We start from the raw sequence: 20,767 nt of genomic DNA, 5'->3' as shown, positions 1-20,767 counted from the left end.
GTCAGCGACCGGCCGCGGCAGCCTGCAGCGCGGGGATGTCCAGCTTGACCATCTGCATCATGGCCTCGAACACGCGGGCGTTGGCCTCCGGATCACCCGATCCGCTCATCAGCTCCCCCAGCATCGACGGGGTCACCTGCCACGCCAGACCCCAGCGGTCCGTCAACCAGCCGCACGCCGTCGGGCTCCCGCCGTCGGCGAGCAGGGCGTCCCACAGCCGGTCGAGCTCGTCCTGCGTGTCCACGTCGATCTGGAACGAGACCGCGTCGGTGTGCGGGTGCCCGGGGCCGCCGTTCATCGCGCGGTACGGGGCGCCGAGCAACGTGAACTCGACGACGAGGGCACGGCCGTCGGGCATCCGGCTGACGCTGTCGACGTGACTGTCGGGGAACAGTCCGACGTAGTACTCGGCCGCTTGTTCGGCCTGGTCGTCGTACCAGAGGAACGGGGTGATGGTGGGCACGGGAGCCCCTTCGTTCGGTGCTCAGTCCGCGGCGCTGCGGATGAGCAGGTCGGCTTTCTCGGGGTGTTCGTCGAACCACTTGCCGACGAACCAGCACATCGGGACGATGCGCTTCGTGGTCGACGACTCGACGTCGGCGACGGCGTACTCGACGAGTTGCGCCGCGTAGCCGTGGCCGCGGTGCTTCGGGACCGTGTACGTGTGCGGGAAGGCAACAGCGTCACCGTTCACCCGGTAGTCGAGCACGCTCACGAGCTCGCCACCGACGTACATCGCGTAGCGGTCCTGGTCGGTCTCGTCGCGGAACTCGTGGTCCATGCCGCCATCATGCTCCCGGCGGGGCGTTCGCGCCTCCCGGGGAATGCACGACGGCGGGCAGCGTTGCAGGGACACCATGACAACCATCGGAATCATCGGCGCTGGCAACATCGGATCCCAGCTCGCTCGGCTCGCGGTACGGAACGGCCACCAGGTCGTCATCGCGAACTCCCGCGGCCCGGAGACCCTGACCGACCTGGTCACGGAACTCGGCGACGGCGCACGCGCAGCGACCCGCGACGAGGCAGCCGCAGCGGGCGAGATCGTCGTCGTGACGGTGCCACTCGCCGCGATCGAGACCATCCCCGTCGAGCCCCTCGTCGGCAAGGTCGTCATCGACACGAACAACTACTACTGGGAGCGCGACGGCCACATCGCCGCCCTCGACGACCAGTCCACGACCACGGCCGAGATGCTGCAGGACCACCTGCCCGGTGCCCGTGTCGTGAAGGCGTTCAACCACATCGGCGCCGACGACCTGACCGGCCACGCGACGCCCGCCGGCACCCCCGACCGTCGTGCCCTGGTCATCGCCGGCGACGACGACTCCGCCAAGCAGACCGTCGCCGAGCTCATCGACGCGTTCGGCTTCGACGTCGTCGACGCCGGACCGCTCGCCGAGGGCTGGCGCATCCAGCGGGACACCCCCGGCTACGGCCCGCGGATGACCGCCGCCGAGCTGCGCGACGCCCTGGCCGCCGCGACGCGCTAGTCCGCCGCACCGCCGCCGCGCGCCCCCGACGCCGTTTCGCGCTGAGCGACACCCCACGGGCTCCGCAGCCCGTGACCTGTCGCTCAGCGCGAAACAACCGGGCGCGCAACGAGCCGACCGGGCGCGCAAGCCCGCTCAGGCTCGGTCGAAGATCGTCGTCATGTCGGCGATGTCGTCCTCGGTCGGCGTCCACGTCGTGCCCGCCTCGACGTTCTGCGAGATCTGCTCCGGCTTCGTCGCCCCCGCGATGACGCTCGACAGCCCCGGCTGCGCCAGGAGCCACGCGAACGTCGCCTGCAGCATCGTCACACCCCGGTCGTCGCAGAACCGCTGGTAGTCGCCGAGCACGTCCCACGGGGCATCCTCGAGCACCTGCGGCTTCGAGGTCGTCAGCCGCCCGTCGGCCGGGCCGCCCGCCTTCGTGTACTTGCCGGTGAGCAGCCCGTTGTACAGCGGGAAGAACGGCAGGAAGCCGAGCGCGTACGCCCGCACCGCCGGCAGGACCTCGGCCTCGGCGTCCCGGGCGAGCGGGCTGTACTCGTTCTGCGCGGACACGAACGCGGTGGTCCCGGCGATCGACGCCGTGAGTTCGGCCTCGGCGATCTGCCACCCCGCGAAGTTCGAGTGACCGACGTACCGGATCTTGCCCTCGCGGACCAGGTCGTCGAGGACCGACAGGGTCTCCTCGATCGGCGTCACCTCGTCGGGCCGGTGCATCTGGTACAGGTCGATCCAGTCCGTGCCGAGGCGGCGGAGCGACGACTCGACCGCGAGCCGCACGTACCGGCGGGACCCGCGGACCCCCCAGTCCGGCCCGTTCGCGCCCTGCATGTCCATGCCGAACTTCGTGGCGAGGACGATCTCGTCGCGGCGGCCACGGATCGAGCGTCCGAGCATCTCCTCGGACATGCCCGGCACGCCGCCGTAGATGTCCGCGGTGTCGAAGAGCGTCACCCCGGCGTCCAGGGCCGCGGCGACGACGGCGTCGGTGCCCTCCTGCGACTCGGACGCGGTTCCCCGCCGCCCGAAGTTGTTGCAGCCGAGGCCGACGGTGGAGACGACGAGCCCCGAGGGGCCCAGGGGACGGTGTTCGATTCCGGTCATCACCCGAACGTACCGGCGACCCCGAACTGGGGCTGCGATCCACACAGCGGTTGCCGCTACAACTGAGCATGGATCAGTCGACGGAAGGAGCGCCGCAGTGGCAGCGCATCGCATGCCCGAATCGGACCGGCCCCGTCGGCCCGTCCCGGCCTGGGTGACCGCGCCGCCCGTCGACGAGGTCGCGCCCGAGCGGGTCGCCGCCGCCGGTCACGTGAACTCCTCCGGCCGGGAGGCCCGCCCCACCCCCGCCTCGTCACGCGCTGCCCACGCGGCGCCGGTCCCACCGACCACGGTCGCCCCGGCGGGGAACGCCGCGGCTGAGCAGGCACCCGCCGCGCACGCACCGACGTCCGAGCCCGCGTCGATCGCCGCACTGGTCGAGGCCGACGCCCCCGTGCCCGACTTCCCGCCGCAGCAGGAACTGCTGCCCCCGGCCCCGACGTCACCGAACGTGCACACCGTGCCGTTCGAGACCCCCGCGGTGCCGCCGTCGTCGGTCGTCCCCGCCTCCGGGCTCGTGGTGCCGGTCTCCCCGGTCGCCGCCGCACCCGCCTCAGCGGACGCCGCACCACTCGTCGCACCGCTCACCACCCCCTCGCCGGAGGCACCGCCGACCGCCGCACCCGCGGTGCCCGTCGCCGGACAGCCCCGGTTCTCGGTGCCCGGCCTCGAACACGTGGTCGTCGAGGGCACCGAACCCGAGCCCGTCGGCCCGATCGGCTACCGGACGCCCCGACGCTTCGCCCACCAGCAGGCCGCCGCACGGTCGGCCGCACCAGCACCAGCACCCGCTCCCGCAGCCGCGGGGTCGTTCGACGCCGTGCTGCACGCGGCGCCGACCACCGCCGCTTCCGGCGGCACCGCCGTCGCGACCCCGAAAGCCCGGGCGACCACGGCCCTGGTCGCACCCACCCCGGTGCCGCAGGGTGCCGGCGGGGGCGAGGCGGGCCTCCCGACCGAACTGCTCGACCAGCCCGTGGCCGCAGCCGCCCTGCCGGAGCCACGCCGTGCGCTCGGTGCGACCGCCGGCGCAGTGCTCGGCGCCGTCGCCGGGATCGCGACGATCGGTCTGGCGGCCTGGTGGTTCACCGCTCCCGCGACCGTGCACGGCGTCGGCGTGGTGCTCGGACTGCTCGCGCTGGTCCTCTCGATCGTGACGCTCCGCGACCGGACGGCCACGTGGCAGCGGCCGGTCGCGCTGCTCGGCGCCGTGCTCGGTGGCGTCGGCACGATCGTGCTGCTGTGGGCGGTCGCGGCGGCGCTGCTGCCGCTCGCGGGCGTGACGCTGCCGGACGTCACCGGCACCGGCACGACCCCGACGCTCGCCCCGTAGCGCGGCGAGCGCTCAGACGCCGTCGTCTCGGCAGGACGCCGCGTCGACGTCGAGACGCCTCCGAAAGTCGCGGCGTCTCGACGGCTCGGCGGTGTCGAGACAACACGCCGGCGTCTTGCTGCGGACACCAGCCCGAACACGCCGGCGTCTCGCCGCCGATGCACGCGCTCAGACGGCGCGGACGACTCCGCGGGACAGGATCGCGTTCGTCAGTGCGTCGATCGGCTCCCGCTGCACCGTCGGGTTCGCGATGAGGACGTAGTCCACCGCCGGCAGGTCCGGCAGCCCGAGCCGCTGCGACACCTTCACCAGGTCGGCCGGGATCAGCGAGTGCGGGAACACCGCGACGCCGATGCCCGCGCGCACCGCGGCGAGCACGCCGTTGACGTCACGGGTGTTGCAGGTGATCCGCCAGGTGCGGCCGGCGGCCTCCAGGGCGTCGATCGCCATCTGCCGGCTGATGCTCGGCGCCTGGTACGCGATGAGCGGGACGGGTTCGCCGGGTTCCAGGGCGATGCCGTCCTGCGCCATCCACACCATCTGGTCGGTCGCGACCCGGGTGCCCTCGGCGGACTCCCCCGCCGTCTGCTTGATGAACACCAGGTCAAGCTGGCCGGCGTGCACCCGGCGGAGCAGCGGGGCCGACTGGTTCACCGTGAGCTCGAGGTTCACCTGCGGGTGCAGCCGTCGGAAGTCCCGCAGGATCCGCGGCAGCTGGGTGATGGCGAGGTCGTCCGCCGCCCCGAAGCGCAGCCGCCCACGGGTGGCCGCGCCGGAGAAGTAGGCGTCGGCGGTGGCGTGCGCGGCGAGGATCGTCCGTGCGAACCCGGCCATCGCGTCCCCGTTGTCGGTCAGGGCGACGCCGCGGGTGTCCCGGGCGACCAGGGTGCGCGCCACCGCGGTCTCCAGGCGCCGGACGTGCTGCGACACCGTCGGCTGGCTGATGCCGAGCCGGGTCCCGGCCTGCGTGAAGCTACCGGTCTCCGCCACGGCCAGGAACGTCTGCAACAGGACCGGATCGAGCACGTCGCGCCTTCCGTCGGTGCGACCTCATTCGACATCGCAATGGAGTGATAGCCACCATAGGGGTATCGAATGAGCCGGCGCCACGTAGTTTCGTTGAGGTACCAGATCCACACCGACGTCCGGAGAACCCCGCACCGTGAGCGCGTCACCGACGACCCTCCCCCCGCCCACCGAACCGCTCCCGATCCAGGCCACGCGACCACCGTGGCGCCACACGCTCATCGCCCTGTCCGTGCCGAACTTCCGGCTGTTCACGGCGACCAACCTGGTGGCGATGACCGCCGGCTGGATGCAGCGCATCGCGCAGGACTGGCTCGTGCTGCAGCTGACCGGGTCGGTCGCGCAGGTCGGCATCACGGTCGCCTGTCAGTTCGCGCCGATGCTGCTGTTCGGGCTGCTCGGCGGCGTCCTGGTCGACCGGTTCTCGAAGCGCGCGCTCATGATGATCACGCAGGGCGCCTTCGCGGTGCTGTCCGCGCTGCTCGCCGTCCTGACACTCGCCGGCGTCGTCGAGGCGTGGCACATCTGGGTGATCGCGTTCCTGGTCGGCATGGTCACCGTGATCGACAACCCGGCACGCCAGGTGTTCGTCACCGAGATCGTCGGGCACAAGCACCTGCGGAACGCCATCAGCGTGAACTCGTCGGTGTTCCAGCTGGGCGGCATGATCGGTCCGGCGCTGTCCGGGGCCCTGCTCGTGGCGGTCGGCGCGGGGTGGTCGTTCGGTGTGAACGCGATCGCCTGCGTCGCCGTCGTCGTGACGCTCGGGTTCCTGAAGGTCTCCGAACTGCACCGCACACCACCGGCACCCCGCGGCAAGGGGCAGCTCGTGGAGGGCCTCCGCTACGCCGTGCACAAGCCGACGATCATCGTGCCGGTGATCCTCGTCGCGTTCTTCTCGGTGTTCGCGCTGACGATGCCCGTGCTGCTGTCCGCCTTCGCGTCACAGGTGTACGACGTCGGCGCCGGCGGCTACGGGGTGTTCAACTCCGCCGTGGCGATCGGCGCCCTGGTCGGTGCGCTGCTCTCCACCCGGAGGGCCGTCGTCCGGCTCCGCACCATCGTCGGCGGGGTGTTCTGGACGGGCGTGCTGCTCGTCGTCTCGGGGTCGATCCCGGCGATCGCACCGTTCACCGTCGCGCTGGTTGCTGTCGGGATGTCGCAGCTGCTGTTCCAGACCGCGTCGAACTCGCTCGTGCAGCTGTCGTCGAACGTGGCGATCCGCGGCCGGGTGATGTCGCTCTACGTCCTCGTGCTGCTCGGTGGACAGGCGATCGGCGGGCCCCTGATGGGGCAGATCGTCGACCACTTCGGTGCGCACGTGGGGATGATGGTCGCCGGAGGCGTGCCGGCTGCGGCCGCCGCCGTGATCGCGCTCGTGCTCGCCCGCCGGGGCGGCCTGCACCTGGCGGTGCGGATGCGCCACCATCTGCCGGTGCCGGCGATCGTCGCGCACTGACGCGGGGCCCTGGCGGTGACCGCCCGCCGGCCTGGAGGCCCGTGGCGGCCCCGTCCCACGCCTCCCGTCCGCCCCTTGGTCACGCCGGGCGGTGCGCAAAACACTGGTGTTCACGCTCGACGCCGCGGGATCCCGCGGTGTGTTGCGTGAACACCGGTGTCCCGCGAGGGGCAGCGCCTCAGTAGGCGACGCCGAAACGCGTCTGGTGGTGCGCCGGGGTGACGATCTCGTCTACGAACGCGATCGCGTAGTCGGCACCGGAGATGTCCGAGTTGCCCTCGGCGTCGGCGAGCAGGACCTCGTCCGAGGCGCGGTAGGTGCCGCGACGCTCGCCCGGGTTGTAGCCGCCGAAGGCCGCGGCGGGGCTCACGTAGAACCAGTCGACGTCGGTGTCCGACGCACGGAGGGCGTCGAGGATCTGCGCGTGGCTCTTCGCCTCGCCCTTGAAGGCGTCCGGGAAGCCGTCGGTGTCGAAGAGGCGGGGGCCGTCCTCGGACACGCGCATCGAGCCGGCACCGCCGACGATGCCGAGCCGCGCACCGGCCGCAGCGGCGGCGTCGACGAAGTGCTGGAACTTGTCCTTCAGCTCGCTGCCGTCGGCCTGCACGGCGTGGAGCGAGACGATGACGACGTCGGCACCCTTCGTGACCTCGGACACGAAGTCGGCGTCGAACGCGTCACCCTGCGCCAGGGTGAGGCCCTCGGCCGGCTCGAGCTTGCTCGTGTCGCGGGCGACCGCGGTGACGGTGATGCCGCGGGAGAGTGCCTCGTGGGTGATGGCGGAGCCGGCGTAGCCGGTGCCTCCGAAGACGACGATGTTGGTCATGGTGTTCCCTTCGTGGACGTGCTGGGCGTCGGTGACGTTGACAGTCACCGTACAAGAGTTACTCTCTTTGAGTAAGTAGGCACCTGGCGGTGCGTGACGGAGGACTCCATGTCAGCACTCGAGTACAGCCCCTACGCGGCGGACTGCCCCAGCCGGCAGCTGCTCGACCGCATCGGCGACCGGTGGAGCGTGCTGACGATCGGCGCCCTCGCCGACGGTCCCGCACGGTACTCGGCGGTGGCGGCCCGGGTGCAGGGGGTCTCGCAGAAGATGCTCACCCAGACGCTGCGGGCCCTCGAGCGCGACGGCATGGTGACACGGACGGTCTTCCCCGAGATCCCGCCGCACGTGGAGTACGAACTGACCGACCTCGGGCGATCGCTGCGCACGGTGCTCGTGCCGCTGGAGGACTGGGCCACCTCGCACATGCCCGACGTCGCCGAGGCGCGCGAGGGGTACGACGCGCGCTGAGCGACCCCGCACTCGGAATCCCCGACGGCGACGAGTGGTTGCCTGGGGACATGCGATCGATCGTCTACACGAAGCCCGGTGCCAGCAGCGTCCTCGAACTCGTCGAGCGGGAGATCCCGGAGCCCGGTGCCGGTGAGGTCCGCGTCCGCGTCGTCGTCTCCGGCGTCAACCCGACCGACTGGAAGGCCCGTGCCGGCGGCACGTACGGCGACGGACTGCCCTTCCCCGAGATCACGCCGAACCAGGACGGCGCCGGTGTCGTCGACGCCGTCGGCCCCGGAGTCGAAGGGCTGACCGTCGGTGACCGCGTGTGGCTCTTCATGGCGGCGGCGTCACGGCCGACCGGCACGGCACAGGAGTACACGGTCGCGCCCGAGTCGCGTGTGGTCCCGCTGCCCGACGGTGCCTCGTTCGACGTCGGCGCCTCGCTCGGCGTCCCCGCGATGACGGCGCACCGGGCCCTCACCACCCACGAGGACGGCCCCGCACGCCTAGGGCCCGGAGCCCTCGACGGCTTCACCGTGCTCGTCGCCGGTGGCGCCGGTGCCGTGGGGCACGCCGCGATCCAGCTCGCCCGCTGGGCCGGAGCGACCGTCATCACGACGATCAGCTCGGACGCGAAGGCAGCCCTCGCCACGGCGGCCGGCGCCCACCACGTCGTGAACTACCGCGAGGAGGACGCCGCCGAGCGCATCCGGGCGATCGCGCCCGACGGTGTCGACATCGTCGTCGAGGTGTCGATCCCGCAGAACGCCGCGCTGGTCGCCGACGTCCTGGCGAACCACGGTGTCGTGTCGATCTACGCGAACAACGGCGGCGACGAGGCGAGCCTGCCGATCCGCCCGAACATGAGCGTGAACGCCCGCTACCAGTTCCTGCTGCTCTACACGATCGGCGACGAGGCGCTGTCCGCGGCGGCCGAGGACGTCACCGAGGCGCTGCACGACGGTGTGCTGCCGGTCGGCGAGGACGCCGGGCTCCCGCTCACCCGCTTCACGCTCGAGCAGACCGCCCAGGCGCACGACGCGGTCGAGCAGGACACGGTCGGCAAGGTGCTCATCGACGTGACCGAGGCGCCGTAGCTGCGACACCGGGTCCGGCTCGGGCTCCGGCTCCGGCTCCGGCTCCGGCTCCGGCTAAAACGAACGGCTCCCACGCATGCGTGGGAGCCGTTCGTCGTGGACGATGCGGGAGGGGTCAGCGACCCAGACGCGCGGCGATGGCTGCGGTGACCCGGAGCCGGGCTGCAACGCGCTCGCGTTCGATGTTGGCGGCGATGACGTCGAGGTCTTCGTAGTCGGCGTCGGTGGTGGTGTCGTTCCAGTTCGGCGAGGAGATCCGGGCACGCCCGAACGACGGCGGAGCAGGGTTCACGGTCGTCATGGGGGCATCGTACGTCGAGCGTCCGACAGAGCGTGTGAGCATCACGGGCCTTTCCTTGGATTGCGGTCGCGCTCGGGGAACGAGTAGGTCAGCGAGAACGCGACGGCCATGAACGACGCCATCATCGCGATGTTCTTGGCGTCGAGTTCGGTGAAGGCGTCGGGGACCGGGGAGTCGACGGTGAGCATGCCGAACGAGTACTGGTCGGACCGGATCACCACCGAGACGTACGAGGTGTACCGCGGCTCGAAGCCCGGCAGGTCCTGGTCGACGTCGACGTCGGCCGAGCGGTCACCGACGATCCGGGGTGATCCCCCGCCCAACACCCACTCGAGGTTGCGGTCACCGTAGGGCGTGCCGGCGCGGAAGACCCCGGCGGTGTCGCCGGCCCCACCGTGACCGATCGGCTCGAGCGCACGCAGATCGGTGGACAGCTGGTACACGTTGGCGCGGACGTCGGGCACCTTCGGCAGCAGGTAGAACGCCAGGGCCACGGCGACGCGGTCGGCGACGACCGAGAGTTCGCCGTGGCGATCGGACCGGGGCAGCTCGGTGAACCGGACGAGCCGGGTGGCGATCTGGCCGAACGCGTACCGGACCGCCGTCGACTGCTCGAGCTCCGCCGCGGTGGCGTTGTCCTCGGCCACCGACCGGGCGGCGTCGCTGCGCCGGGTCCGGACCACCTGCACGGTCACGGCGCCGACGAGCACGACGAGCCCGAACGCGACGAGCGACAGTCGGACCGCCGGCGTGACGAACAGGTTCGGCAGCTGGAACGCCGCGGTGGGCGCAGCAGCCACCACGATCGGCCACACGACCGTGCCGACCCGTCCTGAACGCTGTTGCCCCATGACCACGACGCTAGGTCACGCCACCGACGCGGACGGAGTTGTCCACAGGCGGGTTCTCCACAGGACGCACCGGCCTCCACCGGCCCGTCGCACGCAGCTGGTAAGCAGGACCCATGACCGACGTCAGCACGCCCGTTCCCGGATCCAGAGCCCTCGTCCTCGGTGGCGGAGGTGTCGCCGGCATCGCGTGGGAAGTCGGCGTCCTCGTCGCCCTGCAGGAAGCCGGCGTCGACCTCGACGCCGCCGACCTCGTCGTCGGCACCAGCGCCGGCAGCGTCGTCGGCGCGTTCGTCCGGAACGGTGCCGTCCAGCAGGCCTACGACCAGCAGCACACCCCGGCGCCGACCACCTACGAAGAGCCGGCGCCCATCGACGTCGAGGCCGTGCAGCAGCACATCGGCGCGGCACTGCAGGGCGCGACCGGCGAGCAGGACGCCCGGGCTCGACTCGGTCAGGCCGCCCAGCAGGTCGTCGGCGGGCAGAGCGACGACGAGCGGACGGCGACCTTCGGCGAGACGCTCCCGTCCACCGAGTGGCCGGAGAAGCCGCTCGCCGTCACCGCGGTCGACGCCACCGACGGCACCTTCCGCCTGCTGACGGCGGCCGACGGCGTGCCGCTCCCCCGTGCGGTCGCGGCCAGCTGCTCGGTGCCCTTCGTCTGGACGCCGGTCGCCATCGACGGCCGCCCGTACGTCGACGGTGGTGTCCGCTCGGGCACCAACGCCGACGCCGCCGCCGGGTACGAGCGCGTGCTCGTCATCGCCTGCGGCCCCGAGGGCCCGTCCCCGTGCGGGCCGTGGCTCGACGTCGCCGTCGAGGCCCTGCGCGCCGGTGGTTCGTCGGTCGAGGTCGTCGTAGCGGACAGCGCGTCCCAGCAGGCCTTCGGCACGAACTCGCTCTCGCTCGCCACGCAGGCACCGTCGGCCGAGGCCGGCCACGCCCAGGGCACCGCGGTCGCCGAGCAGGTCGCCGCCTTCTGGGCCGAGGACCTGGCGAGCGTGCACGCATGAGCACCCCGTTCTCCGACCTCGACCAGTACGTCGCGCTCCCCCGCGTCGACGGCATCGACATCAGCCCCGACGGCACCCGCGTCGCGCTGACGGTCAGTGCGCTCGACCCGGACGGCACCGGGTACAGCCGATCGATCTGGCAGGTACCAGCAGCCCCGGCCGAGGACACGGACGACGCCGGCACACCCGCCGCACGCCCGGTCCGCCTCACGCGCTCCGCCAAGGGCGAGGGCGGCATCGCCTTCACCCGCACCGGCGACCTGCTCTTCGTCTCCGCCCGGCCCGATGCCGACGCCACCGACCTCGAGACAGCCCAGCTCTGGGTGCTGCCCGCGAACGGTGGCGAGGCCCGTCCGCTCACCCGCCTGGCCGGCGGCGTCGGTGGGGTCCTGGCCACCGCGGCCTCGTCGGACGTCGTGGCGCTGACCGCCGACCTGCTGCCGGGGGCCGGTTCCGACCCCGCGACCGTGCTCGAGGCCGACGCGGAGCTCCGGAAGAGCCGGAAGGACAAGCAGGTCCGCGCGATCCTGCACGAGACCTACCCGGTCCGGTACTGGGACCACGACCTCGGGCCGGCCCAGACGCACGTGCTGACGCTCGACACGGTCGACAGCGACAGCGACACCGGCAGCGACGCCGTCGGCGCCAGCGCCGAGCCCGTCCAGCCCGTCGACCGCACACCGGCCCCCGGACGCTCGCTCGACCACGTCAGCGGGGCGCTCACGCCCGACGGCTCGGTCCTGCTGGTCTCCGTCGGCGTCCGGGAGTCTCGTGGGGACCGCTCGACGCTCGTCACCATCGACCTGTCCAGCGGCCACCGCACGGTGCTGTTCGACGACGTCGACGTCGACCACGAGATGCCGGCGCTCAGCCACGACGGCAGGACGATCGCCTGGTTCCGCACCGTCCGCTCCACCCCGGCCGGCGCGAACCAGCAGGAGGTCTGGGTCGCCGGCATCGACGGCTCCGACGCCCGCCGCATCGCGACCGACTGGGACCGCTGGCCGAGCGAGCTCGTGTTCGAGCACGGCGACCGAGCGCTCCTGGCGGTCGCCGACCAGGACGGCCGCGCGCCGATCTTCCGCATCCCCCTCGACGGCGGCGCCGTCGAGCAGCTGACGCACGACGACTGGGCGTACTCGAACCTGCGCGTGGCGGCGGCGGGCGTGGTCGTGGCGCTCCGGGCCTCCTGGGCGGCCCCGCTGCACCCGGTGCGGATCGCGACGGACGGCACGGTGACCCCGTTGGCGACGCCGGCGCCCCTGCCGGACGTGCCCGCCCACCTGGAAGAGGTCGAGACGACCGCAGCCGACGGCGCCCGCGTGCGCGGCTGGCTGGTCGTGCCCGAGGGCGACGGGCCGCACCCGCTCGTCCTGTGGATCCACGGCGGACCGCTCAACTCGTGGAACCAGTGGTCCTGGCGCTGGAACCCGATGCTGCTCGCAGCCCGGGGCTACGCCGTGCTGCTGCCGGACCCCGCGCTGTCCACCGGCTACGGGCTCGACTTCGTGAACCGCGGCTGGAACGCCTGGGGGCAGGCGCCGTACACCGACCTGATGGCGATCACCGACGTGGTCGAGGCGCGGGCGGACATCGACGCGACCCGGACCGCAGCGATGGGCGGGTCGTTCGGCGGGTACATGGCGAACTGGGTCGCCGGGCACACCGACCGGTTCCGCGCGATCGTCACCCACGCGAGCCTGTGGGCGCTCGACCAGTTCAACGGCACGACGGACTCGTCGCAGTACTGGTCGTCGATCTTCGACGCCGACGGGATCGCGGCGAACGACCCGCACCGGTTCGTGGGTGGCATCACGTCACCGATGCTCGTCATCCACGGCGACAAGGACTACCGGGTGCCGATCGGCGAGGGGCTGCGGCTCTGGTCCGAGCTCGCGGAGCACCACGCGGCACCGGACGGCTCGATGCCGCACCGGTTCCTGTACTTCCCGGACGAGAACCACTGGGTGCTCGCTCCGCAGCACGCCGTGGTCTGGTACGAGACGGTGTTCGCGTTCCTGGGGCAGCACGTGCTCGACCAGGAGTGGGAGCGGCCGGCGCTGCTCGGGTAGCGCACGCGCCCGGCGAGCCGGCGCAAGCCGGGCGGGCCACTAGACGAACGCGGCCTGCCCGGTGATCGCCCGTCCGACGATCAGGGTGTTGACCTCGCGCGTGCCCTCGTACGAGTAGATCGCCTCGGCGTCGGCGAAGAACCGGGCCACGCCCTTGTCGAGCACGATGCCGTTGCCGCCCTGTACTTCGCGGCACCAGGCGACGGTCTCCCGCATCTTCGCGGTGGCGAACGCCTTGGCCATCGCGGAGTGCTCGTCGCCACCGACCCCGGCGTCCTGCATGGCCGAGGCCTGCGTGCAGAGTGCGATCGAGGCCGTGATGTTCGACAGCGACTTGACGAGCAGGTCCTGCACGAGCTGGTGTGCGGCGATCGGCTTGCCGAACTGGATCCGCTCGCGGGCGTAGGCGAGCGCGGCCTCGTACGCCCCGACCGCGATGCCGACGGCCTGCCAGGCGACCTCGGTGCGGGTCAGTCGGAGCACCTCGGCGGTCGAGCGGAACGACGTCGCGTTCTGCAGCCGGCGCGACTCGGGCACCCGGACGTCCTGCATGACGATGTCGGCGTTCTGCACGCCGCGCAGCGCGATCTTGTCCTCGATCTTCGTCGCGGTGAAGCCCGCGGTGTCGGTGGTGACGAGGAAGCCCTTGACCTGACCGTCGGCGACGTCCTTCGCCCAGATCACGACGACGTCGGCGAAGGTGGCGTTGCCGATCCAGCGCTTCTCGCCGTCGAGCACCCACTCGTCGCCCTCGCGCCGGGCGGTGGTGCGTAGTCCCTTCGCCGAGTCGCTGCCCGAGTACGGCTCGGTGAGCCCGAACGCCCCGACGATCTCACCCGCAGCCATGCGGGGCAGCCACTCGCGCTGCTGTTCGTCACTGCCGGCGACCGCGATCGAGTTCATCGCCAGGCCGGACTGCACGCCGATGAAGGTGGCGACGCTCGCGTCCACGCGTCCGAGTTCGAGGGCCGCCCAGCCGCGGTACACGGCCGAGTTCTCGAACTGCCGCACGAGCGGGACGCCCGGCCCGTACATGCCGAGCTCGGCGAGGGGCGCGATGACCTGCATCGGGAACTCGGCGCGCGCCCAGTACGCGTCGGCGATGGGCGCGACCTCGCGCTCGAGGTACTGCCGGAGCTGCCCGAGCGACGCGCGCTCCTGCTCGGTGAGCTGTTGCTGGAAGCCGTAGAAGTCCGATTCGAGCAGGGGCGTCGCGGGCATCGTCGTTGACATGGGAACCACGATGCATCATTCTCGAAAACGTTGCAAGAGAGGATCGCGTGTACACATCAGACTCTGCGCTGCGCGCCTTCCGGGAGGCCCGTCACACCTTCATCGCCGGCTCGCGGATCGACATGGGGGCGTTGGCTGCCGCACTCGGCGTCGACCGCACGTCGCTGTTCCGCTGGGTCGGCAACCGTGACCGGTTGCTGTCCGAGATCCTGTGGTCCCTCGCAGTCCCGACCCTCGACGGGGCCACCCACGCCGCCGACGAGATCGGGGCGACCGGAGCAGCCCGGCTCGTCGTCGTGCTCGACCGGTTCACCGCCGACCTGATCGACGCCCCGTACTTCCGGGCGTTCCTGACGCGCGAACCCGCTCGGGCGATGCGTCTGCTCACCACCTCGGACAGCGACGTGCAGAGCCGCTTCGTCGCCCGGGTGACCGCTCTCATCGAGCAGCAGGAGTCGTCGGGTACGTTCGATCCGGCACCGTTGTCGGCTGAGGAGCTCGCACGGCTGCTCGTCCGGATCTCCGAGTCGTTCACCTACGCCGAGTTCATCTCCGGTGAGACCCCTGATCCCGACCGGGCACGTGCGGCGTTCGAGTACGTCCTGCGGCCCGACGCGGTGCACGCCACACCCGCACCACCGATCGGAGACCGATGACCATCGACGAGTACCCGTTCCGCCGCTCCTACCCCACCAGGTGGAACGACAACGACATGTTCGGGCACGTCAACAACACGATCTACTACTCGGCGATGGACAACGCGTCGACGTACTGGTTCCGCGAGGCCGCCGGGCTCGACCCGTTCTCGTCGGAGTGGATCGCCGTGCTGGTGTCGTCGAGCTGCCGGTTCGTCGAGTCCGCCGTCTGGCCGGACGTCATCGAGGTCGGGATGCGCTCGAAGCACCTCGGCACCACGAGCCTGTCGTGGGAGTTCGGCCTGTTCCGCCAGTCCGACGGCGCCCTGCTCGCCACCGGTGAGTTCGTGCACGTCATCATCGACCGCGAGGGCGCCCGCCGACCGATCCCGCTGCCCACCGAGCTCCGCGCGCTCGTGACCGGCTCGATGGTCGCGCAGCAGGCCGCCGTCGCCGACTGACGACCTCAGCCCTTCAGTGCAGCCAGCTCGAGGTTGATGTCGTCGGGGTCCTGCACGGACAGGATCACCATGCCGGCGTCGCCGAGGTCGGTGACCTCGCCGTGCTCGACACCCGCGGCATCGAGTCGGGCGGCCGCTTCGTGCAGCTCGTCGACCGAACCCACGACGAAGCTCACGTGGTCGAGGCCGACGGTGTCCGGATCGAACGTCTGCCCTGCGGGAGCGACCGGACGGAGTCCGAACACCTGGTCACCGAGCCGGAACACCGATCCGCCGTAGAAACGCTCGCGGTCCTCGCGGACACCCGGCTCGTCGACCTGGTCGCTGAAGTCGATCGCCGGATCCGTGCCGAGCAGCAGCTGGTAGAAGGCCTTGCTCCGGTGGATGTCGGTCACGGTGACACGGACGTGGGCCAGGGCGGTCGGGCGTGCGAACGGCTCGGTCATGGTGGAGCTCCTCAGGGGTTGCGCGCCGTGGTTGCGACGCGCACCCGAGGCAACGCTCGGTCCCTCCGAAGCACCCGAGGGCGTGCGGCGACCGGACAGCCCCGTACACAACGCTCCGAACGCCAGCGCCGCAGTCCGGGGTCAGATCAGGTCGTCGGTCAGGTGGTTCGGCGTGCCGAAGCGGTGCGCCGTGATCGACACCGCCTGCTCGCGGACGAACGGCAGGATCTCGAGCCGCCCGGCCTCGGTCACGGGGCCGCCGTAGACCGCGACGTCCGGGCGACCACCGACGGCCGAGTACAGCGCCGAGGTGTCACCACCGATGAGCCGCACCCGGGTCGACGGCCCTGAGGCGACCGAGCTGGCGAAGGCCTCGTCGGACACCGTCTGCGACAGCGAGCGGACGATCGGCAGCGAACGGATCGCCGCGGCGACGGAGGACGGCAGCGTCGCGGCCGTGGAGACCTCGATCGTCGTGCCGGCACGGAGCGCTGCGGCGACGACGCGGACGAGCTCGACCACCGAGGCCTCAGCGTCCGTGTCCGAGTCGGCAACCGCGGCCAGCCGCACCTGCACCGACGGGAACGGCAGGTACCGGGCGATGTTCCGCTCGGCGGAGAGCGCCGAGACGTCGGTCGCGGTGCCGAACAGCGTCGACCACGCCTGCTCGTCGGAGGCCAGCGCACGGTCGAGCATCGGCGAAGCGACCTCGGCAGCCCGGGCGAACGCCGAGACCGGACCCGACACGGCGACACCGGACGCAGCGACCGCCGGTGCCGGCGTCCAGGACCCGAGCCCGAGCAGGTAGTTCAGCCCACCCGCCTTCGTGCCGGCGCCCACGGCCGACTTCTTCCACCCGCCGAACGGCTGGCGGCGGACGATGGCGCCCGTGATGCCGCGGTTGACGTAGAGGTTGCCCGCCTGGATCCGCGACAGCCACGTGCCGATCTCGGCCGGGTCGAGCGAGTGCAGGCCCGAGGTCAGGCCGTAGTCGACCTCGTTCACGATGTCGATCGCCTCGTCGAGCGAGTTCGCGGTCATCATGCCGAGGATCGGGCCGAAGTACTCGGTGCGGTGGAACTCCGAGCCGCGGCGGACGCCCTGTCGGACACCCGGGCTCCAGAGCTTGCCGGTCTCGTCGAGCTGCTTCGGCTCGACGGCCCAGGACTCCCCCGCGCCGAGCTTCGTCAGCCCGTCGAGCAGCTTGCCCGAGGCCGGCTCGATGACGGGACCCATCTGCGTTGCGGCGTCGGTCGGGTAGCCCACCGTGAGCGAGGCCACCGCGTCGAGCAGCTGGTTCCGGAAGCGCTTCGACTTCGCGACCGAGCCCACCATGACGACGAGGGACGCGGCCGAGCACTTCTGGCCGGCGTGCCCGAACGCGGACGCGACGACGTCCTTCACGGCGAGGTCGAGGTCGGACGACGGCGTGACGATCACGGCGTTCTTGCCCGAGGTCTCGGCGAGCAGCGGCAGGTCGGGGCGGAACGAGCGGAACAGCTCGGCCGTCTCGTAGGCACCGGTGAGGATGACCTGGTCGACCATCGGGGACGCGATGAGCTGCTGCCCGAGGTCGTTCTCGGACACCTGCAGGAACGCGAGCACGTCGGCCGGTGCCCCGTGGGCGTCGAGCGCGGTCTCGATGATCGAGGCGAGCACGGCGCCGGAGCGCTCGGCGGGCGGCGCGGGCTTCAGCACGACGGCAGACCCGGCCGCCAGCGCGGCGAGGGTCGATCCGGCGGGGATCGCGACCGGGAAGTTCCACGGCGGCGCGACCAGGGTCAGTGCCGCAGGCGTGAAGGTCGCACCGTCGACGTCGTCGAGCGAGGACGCCAGGGTGCCGTAGAAGTGCGCGAAGTCGATCGCCTCGGACACCTCGGGGTCGGCCTGGTCGATGGTCTTGCCGGTCTCCGACGCCATGACCTCGATGAGGGCGGCGCGGTTCGCCTCGAGTGCGTCGCCGACGGCGTGCAGCACGGCACCACGCGCACCACCGGACCAGGTCCCCCAGACCGCACCGGCGGCCTTGGCGCGACCGAGCGCGGTGTCGAGCGCCGTGGCGGAGTCGACCCGGGCCTCCTGGACGGCGCGGACGCCGAGCGTCGACGAGGCGACCCGTGCGGTGATGGCGTCGCCCCAGGCGCGGACGGCGCCGACCGACGGGTCGCTGTCCGGGGTGTTCTCGAAGTGGCCGGGGCCGGGGCGGCCGACGGCGGCGTAGCGGTCGGCGACACGGTGGGAGGCCGGTGCTTCGAGACCCTCGGGCGTCGCGAGCGGCACCAGGGAGGCGCGGAAGCGCTCCTCTTCGCGGGCGAACAACGGCGGCGAGGACACCAGGGAGAAGACCGCGGACATGAAGTTGTCCTGCGACGCACCCTCTTCGAGGCGACGGATCAGGTAGGCGATCGCGACGTCGAACTCGCCCGGGTGGACGACCGGCGTGTAGAGCAGGAGCGAACCGACGGTGTTCTTCACGGCCGATGCCTGACCCTGCGCCATGCCGAGCAGCATCTCGAACTCGATGCCGTCCCGCACGCCGCGTTCACCGGCGAGCAGCCAGGCGTGCGCGACGTCGAACAGGTTGTGCCCGGCGACACCGACGCGGACGTTCTCGACGCGCGACGGGGTGAGCGCCCAGTCGAGCACGCGCTTGTAGTTGGTGTCCGAGTCCTGCTTGGTGTGCCAGGTGGCGAGCGGCCAGCCGTGCACCGAGGCCTCGACCTGCTCCATCGGCAGGTTCGCGCCCTTGACCAGACGGACCTTGATGCCGGCACCACCGCGGGCACGGCGGGCGGCGGACCACTCCTGCAGCTCCTGCATCGCGGCGAGCGCGTCGGGCAGGTACGCCTGCAGCACGATGCCGGCTTCGAGGTTGAGGAACTCGGGCTCGTCGAGGAGCTTCGTGAAGACCGCGATGGTGAGGTCGAGGTCCTTGTACTCCTCCATGTCGAGGTTGATGAACTTGGCCGGGGTGGCGGCTGCGGCACGCTGGAAGAGCGGTCGGAGCTGCTCGACGATGTCGTCCACCGCGTGGCCGAACGCCCACGGCGAGTGCGGGTGCACGGTCGAGGACACCTTGATGGAGACGTAGTCGACGTCGTCGCGGGCCAGGAGCTTGTGCGTGCCCTCGAGTCGGCGGGCGGCTTCGCGCTCCCCCAGGACGGCCTCGCCGAGCAGGTTGACGTTGAGGCGGACGCCGTCGCGCTTGATGCCGGCGATGGCCGGGCCGAGCTTGGAGTCGGTGGCGTCGACGATCAGGTGGCCGACCATGTTCCGGAGGACCCGTCGGGCGATGGGGACGACGACGTTCGGCAGCACCGGGGCCATGCCGCCGCCGAGCCGGACGAGTCCGCGGAGCGCGGCGGGCAGGAACCCGGGGGCGTCCGGGGCGATCTGGCGGAGCTTGCGTGCGGCGACGGCGAGGTCTTCCGGTCGCACGACCCCGTCGACGAACCCGACGGCGAAGTCGAGTCCGGCGGGATCGGCGAGCACGCCGGCGAGCTGCTTCGCCGAGCCGTCGACCGGGTAGGTCTCGGCCTCGGCGAGCCACTGTCGGACGAGCGCGACGGACTGGTCCGCCAGGGCGTCGTGGTCGATGGCGGAGTCCTCGTGCAGCGTCGTCATGGGTTCAGTGTGGAGGTCGGGGATGCGGTAGCGGAAGTGAGCGTTCCTGATGGATACCGTTCAGTTCCGCTACCGTTCCGGTCCTGATCCGGCTAGCGTCGGACCATGCTCGACGTCCGCCGTCTCGTGCTCCTCCGTGAGCTGTCCATTCGCGGCACGATCGCGGCCGTCGCCGAGGCCGTGAACTTCACCCCGTCGGCGGTCTCGCAGCAGCTGAGCGCCCTGGAGCGGGAGGCCGGCGTGCAGCTCCTCCGCAAGGCCGGGCGACGGCTGCAGCTCACCCCGCAGGCCGAGGTGCTGGTGGCCGCGGCGGGCCAGGTGCTCGACGTCCTCGAGCACGCGCAGTCCCAGGTGGAGGAGACCCTGTCGTCCGTGCAGGGGCGTGTGCGGGTCGCGGTGTTCCAGTCCGCGGCCCTCGCCTTGATGCCGAGCGCCCTGCACGAGATGGCCACGGAACACCCCGACGTCCGGGTCGAGATGGTCCAGCGGGAACCGGAGACCGCACTGAACGAGACGTGGGCTCGTGACTTCGACATGGTCATCGCGGAGCAGTACCCGGCCCACGCCGCTCCGCACCTGCCCGGGCTCGACCGCTCCGACCTGACGACCGACGCCGTCCGGCTCGCCCTGCCCCCGCTCGACACGGCTCTGCGCCCGGTGTCGTCGCTCGAGGACGCCCGCACCATGCCCTGGGTGATGGAGCCCCGCGGCACCGCGTCGCGGCACTTCGCGGAGCAGGTCTGTCGGCGCTGGGGCTTCGAGCCCGACGTCCGGTACGAGACCGCGGACCTGCAGACGCAGATCCGTCTGGTCGAGTCGGGCAACGCGGTGAGCCTGATGCCGGACCTGATGTGGACCGGTCGGACGACGACCTGTCGGCTGCTCGAGCTGCCGGAGGGCCCCCGACGCACGATCTTCACCGTGGTGCGGTCCGCGGGGTCGTCGTCCCCGGCGGTCCGCGCACTCCGTGACGCGCTCGAGCGCGCGGCGGCGGCCGTCGGCGACTGATCCGCCGGCACGCACGCCATCCGGCGCACTCCAGCCGACGCGCACGCCAGCCAGCGCGCACGTGAGACGACGCCGTGACCGGATCGAGACCTGTGCATCCGTCAGGATCTCGTCGGTGCAGACATCTCCTGGATGAGGGCACCTCCCGGTGCCCCGACCGGCATCCGAGGGGGATCCCATGAACCAGCCCTGCACCTCCACCACGCGACGGGTCGCTGCCATCGGCGCAGCCGTCGCCATCGTCACCGCGTCGTCGGCATTCGGCATCGGCGCCGCGACCGCCGTCGCGGCCGAGCCCACGACCGCCACGAGCACGGCGACACCCGGTACGC

Annotated in this window: 20 protein-coding genes; 10 read left to right on the top strand and 10 right to left on the bottom strand. The window is 71.7% G+C overall.

Translation table 11 applies throughout. From position 1 onward, the window contains the following. Window position 1 precedes the first annotated feature (1 nt). Window positions 2-463 carry a VOC family protein gene (locus BIU91_RS10425; protein ID WP_071405394.1) on the bottom strand — a complete coding sequence of 154 codons (462 nt, stop codon included), beginning with the start codon at window positions 461-463 and terminating at the stop codon, window positions 2-4. Window positions 464-484: 21 nt separating this feature from the next. Further along, window positions 485-859 carry a GNAT family N-acetyltransferase gene (locus tag BIU91_RS10420; RefSeq protein ID WP_349775358.1) on the bottom strand — a complete coding sequence of 125 codons (375 nt, stop codon included), beginning with the start codon at window positions 857-859 and terminating at the stop codon, window positions 485-487. On the opposite strand from BIU91_RS10420, the gene BIU91_RS10415 reads away from it, so the two are divergent. Further along, entirely contained in the window at window positions 858-1,493 is a 636-nt protein-coding gene (locus BIU91_RS10415) for an NAD(P)-binding domain-containing protein (RefSeq protein ID WP_071405392.1), read from the top strand. The genes BIU91_RS10420 and BIU91_RS10415 overlap by 2 nt on opposite strands. 135 nt (window positions 1,494-1,628) lie before the next feature. On the opposite strand, the gene BIU91_RS10410 is transcribed toward BIU91_RS10415, so the two are convergent. Further along, window positions 1,629-2,597, bottom strand: a complete 969-nt coding sequence (locus tag BIU91_RS10410) for an aldo/keto reductase (RefSeq protein WP_071405391.1) — start codon at window positions 2,595-2,597, stop codon at window positions 1,629-1,631. Between the two features lie 97 nt (window positions 2,598-2,694). On the opposite strand from BIU91_RS10410, the gene BIU91_RS10405 reads away from it, so the two are divergent. Continuing rightward, on the top strand, window positions 2,695-3,930 hold the full coding sequence (locus tag BIU91_RS10405) for a hypothetical protein (RefSeq protein WP_139196488.1): 1,236 nt from the start codon (window positions 2,695-2,697) through the stop codon (window positions 3,928-3,930). A gap of 168 nt (window positions 3,931-4,098) precedes the next feature. Here BIU91_RS10405 and BIU91_RS10400 read toward each other — a convergent pair whose 3' ends face one another. Further along, window positions 4,099-4,956 (bottom strand): LysR substrate-binding domain-containing protein, encoded by an 858-nt coding sequence (locus BIU91_RS10400; RefSeq protein ID WP_071405389.1) that lies wholly within the window; start codon window positions 4,954-4,956, stop codon window positions 4,099-4,101. Between the two features lie 136 nt (window positions 4,957-5,092). On the opposite strand from BIU91_RS10400, the gene BIU91_RS10395 reads away from it, so the two are divergent. After that, entirely contained in the window at window positions 5,093-6,415 is a 1,323-nt protein-coding gene (locus BIU91_RS10395; protein WP_071405388.1) for an MFS transporter, read from the top strand. 178 nt (window positions 6,416-6,593) lie between these two features. Here the strand turns inward: BIU91_RS10395 and BIU91_RS10390 are convergent, their stop codons facing one another. Next, a complete protein-coding gene (locus BIU91_RS10390) occupies window positions 6,594-7,241 on the bottom strand; it encodes an NAD(P)H-binding protein (RefSeq protein ID WP_071405430.1) in 648 nt (215 codons plus the stop codon). Window positions 7,242-7,349: 108 nt separating this feature from the next. Between BIU91_RS10390 and BIU91_RS10385 the strand changes: the two genes are divergently transcribed. Together BIU91_RS10385 and BIU91_RS10380 are read left to right on the top strand one after the other, a co-directional pair. Continuing rightward, complete coding sequence (locus tag BIU91_RS10385) at window positions 7,350-7,712, top strand: helix-turn-helix domain-containing protein (RefSeq protein ID WP_071405387.1); 363 nt, start codon at window positions 7,350-7,352, stop codon at window positions 7,710-7,712. A 50-nt stretch (window positions 7,713-7,762) separates the two neighbouring features. Continuing rightward, on the top strand, window positions 7,763-8,794 hold the full coding sequence (locus tag BIU91_RS10380; RefSeq protein ID WP_071405386.1) for an NADPH:quinone reductase: 1,032 nt from the start codon (window positions 7,763-7,765) through the stop codon (window positions 8,792-8,794). Window positions 8,795-8,909: 115 nt separating this feature from the next. On the opposite strand, the gene BIU91_RS10375 is transcribed toward BIU91_RS10380, so the two are convergent. Continuing rightward, window positions 8,910-9,095 (bottom strand): hypothetical protein, encoded by a 186-nt coding sequence (locus BIU91_RS10375; RefSeq protein WP_027465208.1) that lies wholly within the window; start codon window positions 9,093-9,095, stop codon window positions 8,910-8,912. 41 nt (window positions 9,096-9,136) lie between these two features. Then, window positions 9,137-9,946: a hypothetical protein gene (locus BIU91_RS10370; protein ID WP_139196487.1), complete on the bottom strand. Its 810-nt coding sequence runs from the start codon at window positions 9,944-9,946 to the stop codon at window positions 9,137-9,139. A 113-nt stretch (window positions 9,947-10,059) separates the two neighbouring features. Between BIU91_RS10370 and BIU91_RS10365 the strand changes: the two genes are divergently transcribed. Together BIU91_RS10365 and BIU91_RS10360 are read left to right on the top strand one after the other, a co-directional pair. Next, entirely contained in the window at window positions 10,060-10,956 is an 897-nt protein-coding gene (locus BIU91_RS10365; RefSeq protein WP_071405384.1) for a patatin-like phospholipase family protein, read from the top strand. After that, a complete protein-coding gene (locus BIU91_RS10360; RefSeq protein WP_071405383.1) occupies window positions 10,953-13,028 on the top strand; it encodes an alpha/beta fold hydrolase in 2,076 nt (691 codons plus the stop codon). The genes BIU91_RS10365 and BIU91_RS10360 overlap by 4 nt, the downstream gene beginning before the upstream one ends. A 39-nt stretch (window positions 13,029-13,067) precedes the next feature. On the opposite strand, the gene BIU91_RS10355 is transcribed toward BIU91_RS10360, so the two are convergent. Beyond that, the gene (locus BIU91_RS10355; RefSeq protein ID WP_071405382.1) at window positions 13,068-14,249 is read right to left on the bottom strand and encodes an acyl-CoA dehydrogenase family protein; all 1,182 of its coding nucleotides are present in this window, start codon (window positions 14,247-14,249) and stop codon (window positions 13,068-13,070) included. 59 nt (window positions 14,250-14,308) lie between these two features. Here BIU91_RS10355 and BIU91_RS10350 point away from each other — a divergent pair, with 59 nt between their 5' ends. Further along, window positions 14,309-14,917 carry a QsdR family transcriptional regulator gene (locus BIU91_RS10350; protein WP_071247243.1) on the top strand — a complete coding sequence of 203 codons (609 nt, stop codon included), beginning with the start codon at window positions 14,309-14,311 and terminating at the stop codon, window positions 14,915-14,917. Then, window positions 14,914-15,357, top strand: coding sequence for a thioesterase family protein (locus tag BIU91_RS10345; protein ID WP_071405381.1), 444 nt, complete (start codon window positions 14,914-14,916; stop codon window positions 15,355-15,357). Before BIU91_RS10350 ends, BIU91_RS10345 begins: the two co-directional genes overlap by 4 nt. Window positions 15,358-15,362: 5 nt before the next feature. Here the strand turns inward: BIU91_RS10345 and BIU91_RS10340 are convergent, their stop codons facing one another. Then, on the bottom strand, window positions 15,363-15,803 hold the full coding sequence (locus tag BIU91_RS10340) for a VOC family protein (protein ID WP_071405380.1): 441 nt from the start codon (window positions 15,801-15,803) through the stop codon (window positions 15,363-15,365). A 141-nt stretch (window positions 15,804-15,944) separates the two neighbouring features. After that, complete coding sequence (locus tag BIU91_RS10335; RefSeq protein ID WP_071405379.1) at window positions 15,945-19,427, bottom strand: bifunctional proline dehydrogenase/L-glutamate gamma-semialdehyde dehydrogenase; 3,483 nt, start codon at window positions 19,425-19,427, stop codon at window positions 15,945-15,947. Between the two features lie 105 nt (window positions 19,428-19,532). On the opposite strand from BIU91_RS10335, the gene BIU91_RS10330 reads away from it, so the two are divergent. Next, window positions 19,533-20,435: a LysR substrate-binding domain-containing protein gene (locus tag BIU91_RS10330; RefSeq protein WP_071405378.1), complete on the top strand. Its 903-nt coding sequence runs from the start codon at window positions 19,533-19,535 to the stop codon at window positions 20,433-20,435. The last annotated feature ends 332 nt before the right edge of the window (window positions 20,436-20,767 follow it).

The sequence above is a fragment of the Curtobacterium sp. MMLR14_002 genome (genome assembly GCF_001864975.1).
In the GTDB taxonomy this organism is placed as follows: Bacteria; Actinomycetota; Actinomycetes; order Actinomycetales; family Microbacteriaceae; genus Curtobacterium; species Curtobacterium flaccumfaciens.
The sequence above is the reverse complement of the archived record's forward strand: the minus strand, read 5'-3'. Positions and strand labels throughout refer to the sequence as shown.

What these genes read in the sequence shown, in the direction of transcription:
- BIU91_RS10415 (WP_071405392.1), top strand. Translation starts at nt 858, where the DNA reads ATGACAACCATCGGAATCATCGGCGCTGGCAACATCGGATCCCAGCTC.
- BIU91_RS10420 (WP_349775358.1), bottom strand. Translation starts at nt 859, where the DNA reads ATGGTGTCCCTGCAACGCTGCCCGCCGTCGTGCATTCCCCGGGAGGCG.
- BIU91_RS10410 (WP_071405391.1), bottom strand. Translation starts at nt 2,597, where the DNA reads ATGACCGGAATCGAACACCGTCCCCTGGGCCCCTCGGGGCTCGTCGTC.
- BIU91_RS10390 (WP_071405430.1), bottom strand. Translation starts at nt 7,241, where the DNA reads ATGACCAACATCGTCGTCTTCGGAGGCACCGGCTACGCCGGCTCCGCC.
- BIU91_RS10385 (WP_071405387.1), top strand. Translation starts at nt 7,350, where the DNA reads ATGTCAGCACTCGAGTACAGCCCCTACGCGGCGGACTGCCCCAGCCGG.
- BIU91_RS10380 (WP_071405386.1), top strand. Translation starts at nt 7,763, where the DNA reads ATGCGATCGATCGTCTACACGAAGCCCGGTGCCAGCAGCGTCCTCGAA.
- BIU91_RS10375 (WP_027465208.1), bottom strand. Translation starts at nt 9,095, where the DNA reads ATGACGACCGTGAACCCTGCTCCGCCGTCGTTCGGGCGTGCCCGGATC.
- BIU91_RS10370 (WP_139196487.1), bottom strand. Translation starts at nt 9,946, where the DNA reads ATGGGGCAACAGCGTTCAGGACGGGTCGGCACGGTCGTGTGGCCGATC.
- BIU91_RS10365 (WP_071405384.1), top strand. Translation starts at nt 10,060, where the DNA reads ATGACCGACGTCAGCACGCCCGTTCCCGGATCCAGAGCCCTCGTCCTC.
- BIU91_RS10360 (WP_071405383.1), top strand. Translation starts at nt 10,953, where the DNA reads ATGAGCACCCCGTTCTCCGACCTCGACCAGTACGTCGCGCTCCCCCGC.
- BIU91_RS10355 (WP_071405382.1), bottom strand. Translation starts at nt 14,249, where the DNA reads ATGCCCGCGACGCCCCTGCTCGAATCGGACTTCTACGGCTTCCAGCAA.
- BIU91_RS10345 (WP_071405381.1), top strand. Translation starts at nt 14,914, where the DNA reads ATGACCATCGACGAGTACCCGTTCCGCCGCTCCTACCCCACCAGGTGG.
- BIU91_RS10340 (WP_071405380.1), bottom strand. Translation starts at nt 15,803, where the DNA reads ATGACCGAGCCGTTCGCACGCCCGACCGCCCTGGCCCACGTCCGTGTC.
- BIU91_RS10335 (WP_071405379.1), bottom strand. Translation starts at nt 19,427, where the DNA reads ATGACGACGCTGCACGAGGACTCCGCCATCGACCACGACGCCCTGGCG.
- BIU91_RS10330 (WP_071405378.1), top strand. Translation starts at nt 19,533, where the DNA reads ATGCTCGACGTCCGCCGTCTCGTGCTCCTCCGTGAGCTGTCCATTCGC.